The sequence below is a fragment of the Stenotrophomonas sp. P5_A8 genome (assembly GCF_056400545.1).
On record NZ_JBFULB010000276.1, the window covers coordinates 1 to 5,200 of the forward strand.

Genomic DNA, 5,200 nt, shown 5'->3' on the forward strand with positions numbered 1-5,200 from the left:
GACAGGTTCAGGCAATGGCGTGGTTGCCGGCCAGCGGCCGGCACTACCGGGAGGGGCGGATGAACGAACGCCCGTTTCTGCTGCGCCGCACAATGCGCCAGCGCAGCCCCAGGTCTAATATCAAACAATCGTTTGATTGARCTCTGCCCGCCCCATGGCCAAGCCCGCTCATTTCTCCACCAAGGACCGCATTCTCGGCGCGGCCGAGGAGCTGTTCGCCCAGCATGGCTTTGCCGGCACCTCCCTGCGCCAGGTCACCAGCCAGGCCGACGTGAACATCGCGGCGGTCAACTACCACTTCGGGTCCAAGGAAAACCTGGTCAACGAGGTGTTCCGTCGTCGCATGGACGAGATGACCGCCGCCCGCCTGGCCCAGCTGGACAGCGCCCGCCGCGAGCATCCCGGCCAGCTGCGCCCGGTGCTGGCCGCGTTCGTCGAACCGGCGCTGGCGATGGCCCAGGACCGCCAGACCGGCGGCGCCTTCGTGCGGGTCATCGCCCGCGCCTATGCCGAGAAGAACGACAACCTGCGCAAGTTCCTCTCCGACCACTACGGCCATGTACTGCGCGATTTCGGCAAGGCCATCGCGGCCTGCGTGCCGGAGCTGAGCAAGGAAGAGCTGTACTGGCGGTTGGACTTCCTGGCCGGGTCGCTGACCTATGCGATGGCCGATTTCGGCCTGATCAAGCGACCCGCCGGTGTCACCGAAGCGGCGCATCGTGCCCATGCCGCCCGCGAACTGATCCATTTCGCCGAAGCCGGTTTCCGCGCCAGCGCGGTCATCGACGCTCCGACGACCTCCCTCTCCACCCCGTAGAGCCGGGCGTTGCCCGGCTTCCAGACAACCAAAGGCTTATCGACATGTCCAATTCCCTGCCAGTCCGCCGCGCCGCCGTACTGGGTGCCGGTGTCATGGGTGCCCAGATCGCGGCCCACCTGACCAATGCCGGCGTCGACACCGTGCTGTTCGATCTTCCCGCCAAGGAAGGTCCGGCCGATGGCATCGTGCTCAAGGCAATCGCCAACCTGGGCAAGCTCAGCCCTGCCCCGCTCGCGAGCAAGTCCTACGCCGAGGCGATCACCCCGGCCAACTACGAGACGGGCCTGGAGCAGTTGAAGGACTGCGACCTGATCATCGAAGCCATCGCCGAACGGATGGACTGGAAGCAGGACCTGTACAAGAAGATCGCCCCGTTCGTGGCTGATCACGCCGTGCTGGCCTCCAACACCTCCGGCCTGGGCATCAACAAGCTCGCCGACGTGCTGCCCGAGCAGCTGCGCCACCGCTTCTGCGGCGTGCACTTCTTCAATCCGCCGCGCTATATGCACCTGGCCGAGCTGATCCCGGCAACCACCACCGATGCGTCGGTGCTGGAAGGGCTGGAAGCCTTCCTGGTCACCACCCTGGGCAAGGGCGTGGTGTACGCCAAGGACACCCCGAACTTCATCGGCAACCGCATCGGCGTGTTCTCGATCCTGTCCACCATCCACCACACGCAGGCATTCGGCCTGGGCTTCGACGAAGTCGACGGCCTGACCGGCCCGCTGGTGGGCCGCCCGAAGTCGGCCACCTACCGCACCTCCGATGTGGTCGGGCTGGACACCATGGCGCACGTGATCAAGACCATGGGCGACACCCTGCCCAACGATCCGTGGCATGAGTTCTTCAAATCGCCCAAGTGGCTGGACGCGCTGATCGCCAAGGGCGCGCTCGGCCAGAAGACCGGTGCCGGCATCTTCCGCAAGGTCGGCAAGGACATCGTCGTCCTTGATCTGGAAAAGCAGGACTACCGCGCCGCCGACCGCACCGCCGCGCCGGAAGTGGTCGAGATCCTGAAGATCAAGAACCCGGCCGAGAAGTTCGCCAAGCTGCGCGAGAGCCAGCACCCGCAGGCGCAGTTCCTGTGGGCGACCTTCCGCGACCTGTTCCACTACAGCGCCTACCACCTGGCCGACATCGCCGAAACCGCGCGCGACGTCGACCTGGCCATCCGCTGGGGCTACGGCTGGTCGCTGGGCCCGTTCGAAACCTGGCAGGCCGCCGGCTGGAAGCAGGTCGCGCAGTGGATCGCCGATGACATCGTCGCCGGCAAGAGCATGAGCAACGCGCCGTTGCCGGACTGGGTGTTCGATGGCCGCGACGGCGTGCATGCCGCCGAAGGCAGCTACAGCCCGTCGCGCAACGCCAAGCTGCCACGCTCGGCCCTGCCGGTGTACCAGCGCCAGCGCTTCCCCGATCCGCTGCTGGGTGAAACCTTCAGCCCGGGTGAGACCGTGTTCGAGAACGACGGCGTGCGCATGTGGCACGACGGCGACGGCATCGCCGTGGTCAGCTTCAAGACCAAGATGAACACCGTCTCCGACCACGTGCTCAATGGCCTGCAGGGAGCGATCAAGCGCGCCGAGCAGGACTTCAAGGGCCTGGTGATCTGGCAGCAGAAGGAACCCTTCTCCGCCGGTGCCGACCTGGCCGGTGCGCTGGGCCTGCTGCAGGCCGGCAAGGTCGAGCAGTTCGAAGAAATGGTGCACAACTTCCAGCGCACCAGCCAGGCGATCAAGTATTCGCTGGTGCCGGTGGTGACCGCCGTGCRCGGCCTGGCCCTCGGCGGTGGTTGCGAATTCCAGATGCACAGCGCCAAGAGCGTGGCCGCGCTGGAAAGCTACATCGGCCTGGTCGAAGCCGGCGTCGGCCTGCTGCCCGCCGGTGGTGGCCTGAAGGAACTGGCCGTGCGTGCCTCGCAGGCCGCCGGTCCGGGCGGTGACGTGTTCGCCGAACTGAAGAAAACCTTCGAAACCGTGGCCATGGCCAAGGTCTCCAACTCGGCGGTCAACGCCAAGGAACTGGGCCTGATGCGCGCGACCGACAAGGTCGTGTTCAACAGCTTCGAAGCGCTCCATATCGCCAAGGCCGAAGTGCTGGCGCTGGCCGAAGGTGGCTACCGTCCGCCGATGCCGGCCCGCCGCATCCAGGTTGCCGGCGACGTCGGCATCGCCACCTTCAAGATGATGCTGGTCAACATGCTAGAAGGTCGTTTCATCAGCCCGTACGACTACGAGATCGCCGTGCGCATCGCCACCGTGCTGTGCGGTGGCGAAGTGGATCGCGGCACGCTGGTGGACGAGGAATGGCTGCTGACCCTGGAGCGCAAGCACTTCGTCGAACTGGCCCAGCAGGAAAAGACCCAGGCCCGCATCGCGCACATGCTCAAGACCGGCAAGCCGCTGCGTAACTGATGGCGTCACGGGCGCGACGGACGCCGTCCGCGCCCGCCTGGTGCCGGCCCCTGGCCGGCACGCCTGTCCCCCTATTTGAAGAGATCACTGCAATGACCAAGCAAATCCAGGACGCCTACATCGTCGCCGCTACCCGCACCCCGGTCGGCAAGGCGCCCAAGGGCATGTTCCGCAATACCCGTCCCGATGACATGCTCGCCCACGTGCTCCGTTCCGTGGTCGCGCAGGCGCCGGGCGTGGACGTCAACCGCATCGATGACGCGATCATCGGCTGTGCGATGCCCGAGGCCGAGCAGGGCATGAACGTGGCACGCATCGGCGTGCTGCTGGCCGGGCTGCCGGACACCATCGCCGCGCAGACCGTCAACCGCTTCTGCTCGTCCGGCCTGCAGGCCGTGGCGATGGCCGCCGACCAGATCCGCCTGGGCAATTCGGACCTGATGCTGGCCGGTGGCACCGAGTCGATGTCGATGGTGCCGATGATGGGCAACAAGATCGCGATGGCCCCGAGCGTATTCGACAACGACCACGTCGCCATCGCCTACGGCATGGGCATCACCGCCGAGAAGGTGGCCGAGGAATGGAAGGTCTCGCGTGAGGAGCAGGACGCCTTCGCCCTCGCCTCGCACCAGAAGGCCATCGCCGCGATCCAGAACGGCGACTTCAAGGACGAGATCAGCCCTTACGACGTGCGCACCCGCCAGCCCGACCTGGCCGACGGCCGCCGCATCATCACCCGTGACAGGATCGTCGACACCGACGAAGGCCCGCGCCTGGATTCGTCCGCCGAAGGCCTGGCCAAGCTGCGCCCGGTGTTCCGCAACGGCCAGTCCGGCGGCACCGTCACCGCGGGCAACTCCTCGCAGATGAGCGACGGCGCCGGCGCCGTGCTGCTGGCCTCGGAGCAGGCGATCAAGGACTACGGTCTGACGCCGCTGGCCCGCTTCGTCAGCTTCTCGGTGGCTGGCGTGCGCCCGGAAGTGATGGGCATCGGCCCGATCGCCGCGATTCCCAAGGCCCTCAAGCAGGCCGGCCTGAGCCAGGACCAGCTGGACTGGATCGAGCTCAACGAAGCCTTCGCCGCGCAGTCGCTGGCGGTCATCCGCGATTGCGGCCTGGACCCGTCCAAGGTCAATCCGCTGGGCGGCGCCATCGCCCTGGGCCACCCGCTGGGCGCGACCGGCGCGATCCGTACCGCCACCCTGCTGCACGGCCTGCGCCGTCGCCAGCAGAAGTACGGCATGGTGACCATGTGCATCGGCACCGGCATGGGTGCGGCCGGTATCTTCGAGTCGCTGTGATGCATCCGTCGGTGCCGGCCTAGCGCCGGCACCCGTCGCCGGAGCAGGCATCGACCGGTGGTCGATGCGCTGAACGCAGAAGGGCAGCCGCGAGGCTGCCCTTCTTTATGTTTACCGTGACCGTAAATCCGTGCGTAGTGCCGAGCCATGCTCGGCAACATCACCACGCCCGTTTCAACGGTCAACCAGGTATCGCCCGGCGCGACGTTCAGCCGGGCATGGCCCGGCGCTACCGGTCAGCTGTCGGCGAGCGCCTTCTTCAGCATCTCGCGCGCCGGTCCGGCCAGCTTCTCGTTGTTCAACGCAAAGCGGATGGTCGCTTCGACCAGACCCAGGTGGGTACCACAGTCGAAACGGGTGCCTTCGAAGCGGAAGGCGTCCACGCGCTCGCTCTTGAGCAGCTCGGCGATGGCGTCGGTCAGCTGGATCTCACCACCTGCACCGGTGCCGGTGGCTTCAAGCAGCTCGAAGATCTTCGGGCTCAGTACGTAGCGGCCGACCACGGCCAGGTCGCTCGGCGCGTCCTCGGGCTTGGGCTTCTCGACAATCGCACTGATCCGACCCTGGCGGCCATCGAAGGTGTCGGTGGCGACGATGCCGTAGCTGCCGGTCTTGTCGCGCGGGACGTCCTCGACGGCGATGATGCTCGCGCCGGTGGCCTGGTT

The 5,200-nt window shown here is 66.7% G+C and carries 4 protein-coding genes; 3 read left to right on the top strand and 1 reads right to left on the bottom strand.

The window, feature by feature from the left end; all coding sequences use genetic code 11:
* Positions 1 to 154 precede the first annotated feature (154 nt).
* The 3 genes from AC1DQP_RS16105 to AC1DQP_RS16115 all read left to right on the top strand — a co-directional run bounded on the left by AC1DQP_RS16105 (position 155) and on the right by AC1DQP_RS16115 (position 4,535).
* Positions 155 to 817 carry a TetR/AcrR family transcriptional regulator gene (locus AC1DQP_RS16105; RefSeq protein ID WP_256773962.1) on the top strand — a complete coding sequence of 221 codons (663 nt, stop codon included), beginning with the start codon at positions 155 to 157 and terminating at the stop codon, positions 815 to 817.
* 44 nt (positions 818 to 861) lie between these two features.
* Entirely contained in the window at positions 862 to 3,234 is a 2,373-nt protein-coding gene (locus tag AC1DQP_RS16110) for a 3-hydroxyacyl-CoA dehydrogenase/enoyl-CoA hydratase family protein (RefSeq protein WP_478051999.1), read from the top strand.
* Positions 3,235 to 3,326: 92 nt separating this feature from the next.
* Complete coding sequence (locus tag AC1DQP_RS16115) at positions 3,327 to 4,535, top strand: acetyl-CoA C-acyltransferase (RefSeq protein ID WP_457320646.1); 1,209 nt, start codon at positions 3,327 to 3,329, stop codon at positions 4,533 to 4,535.
* A 236-nt stretch (positions 4,536 to 4,771) separates the two neighbouring features.
* Here AC1DQP_RS16115 and AC1DQP_RS16120 read toward each other — a convergent pair.
* A partial coding sequence (locus AC1DQP_RS16120) for a sugar phosphate nucleotidyltransferase (protein WP_478052000.1) occupies positions 4,772 to 5,200 on the bottom strand: 429 nt, incomplete at its 5' end.

What these genes read in the sequence shown, in the direction of transcription:
- AC1DQP_RS16115 (WP_457320646.1), top strand. Translation starts at nt 3,327, where the DNA reads ATGACCAAGCAAATCCAGGACGCCTACATCGTCGCCGCTACCCGCACC.
- AC1DQP_RS16105 (WP_256773962.1), top strand. Translation starts at nt 155, where the DNA reads ATGGCCAAGCCCGCTCATTTCTCCACCAAGGACCGCATTCTCGGCGCG.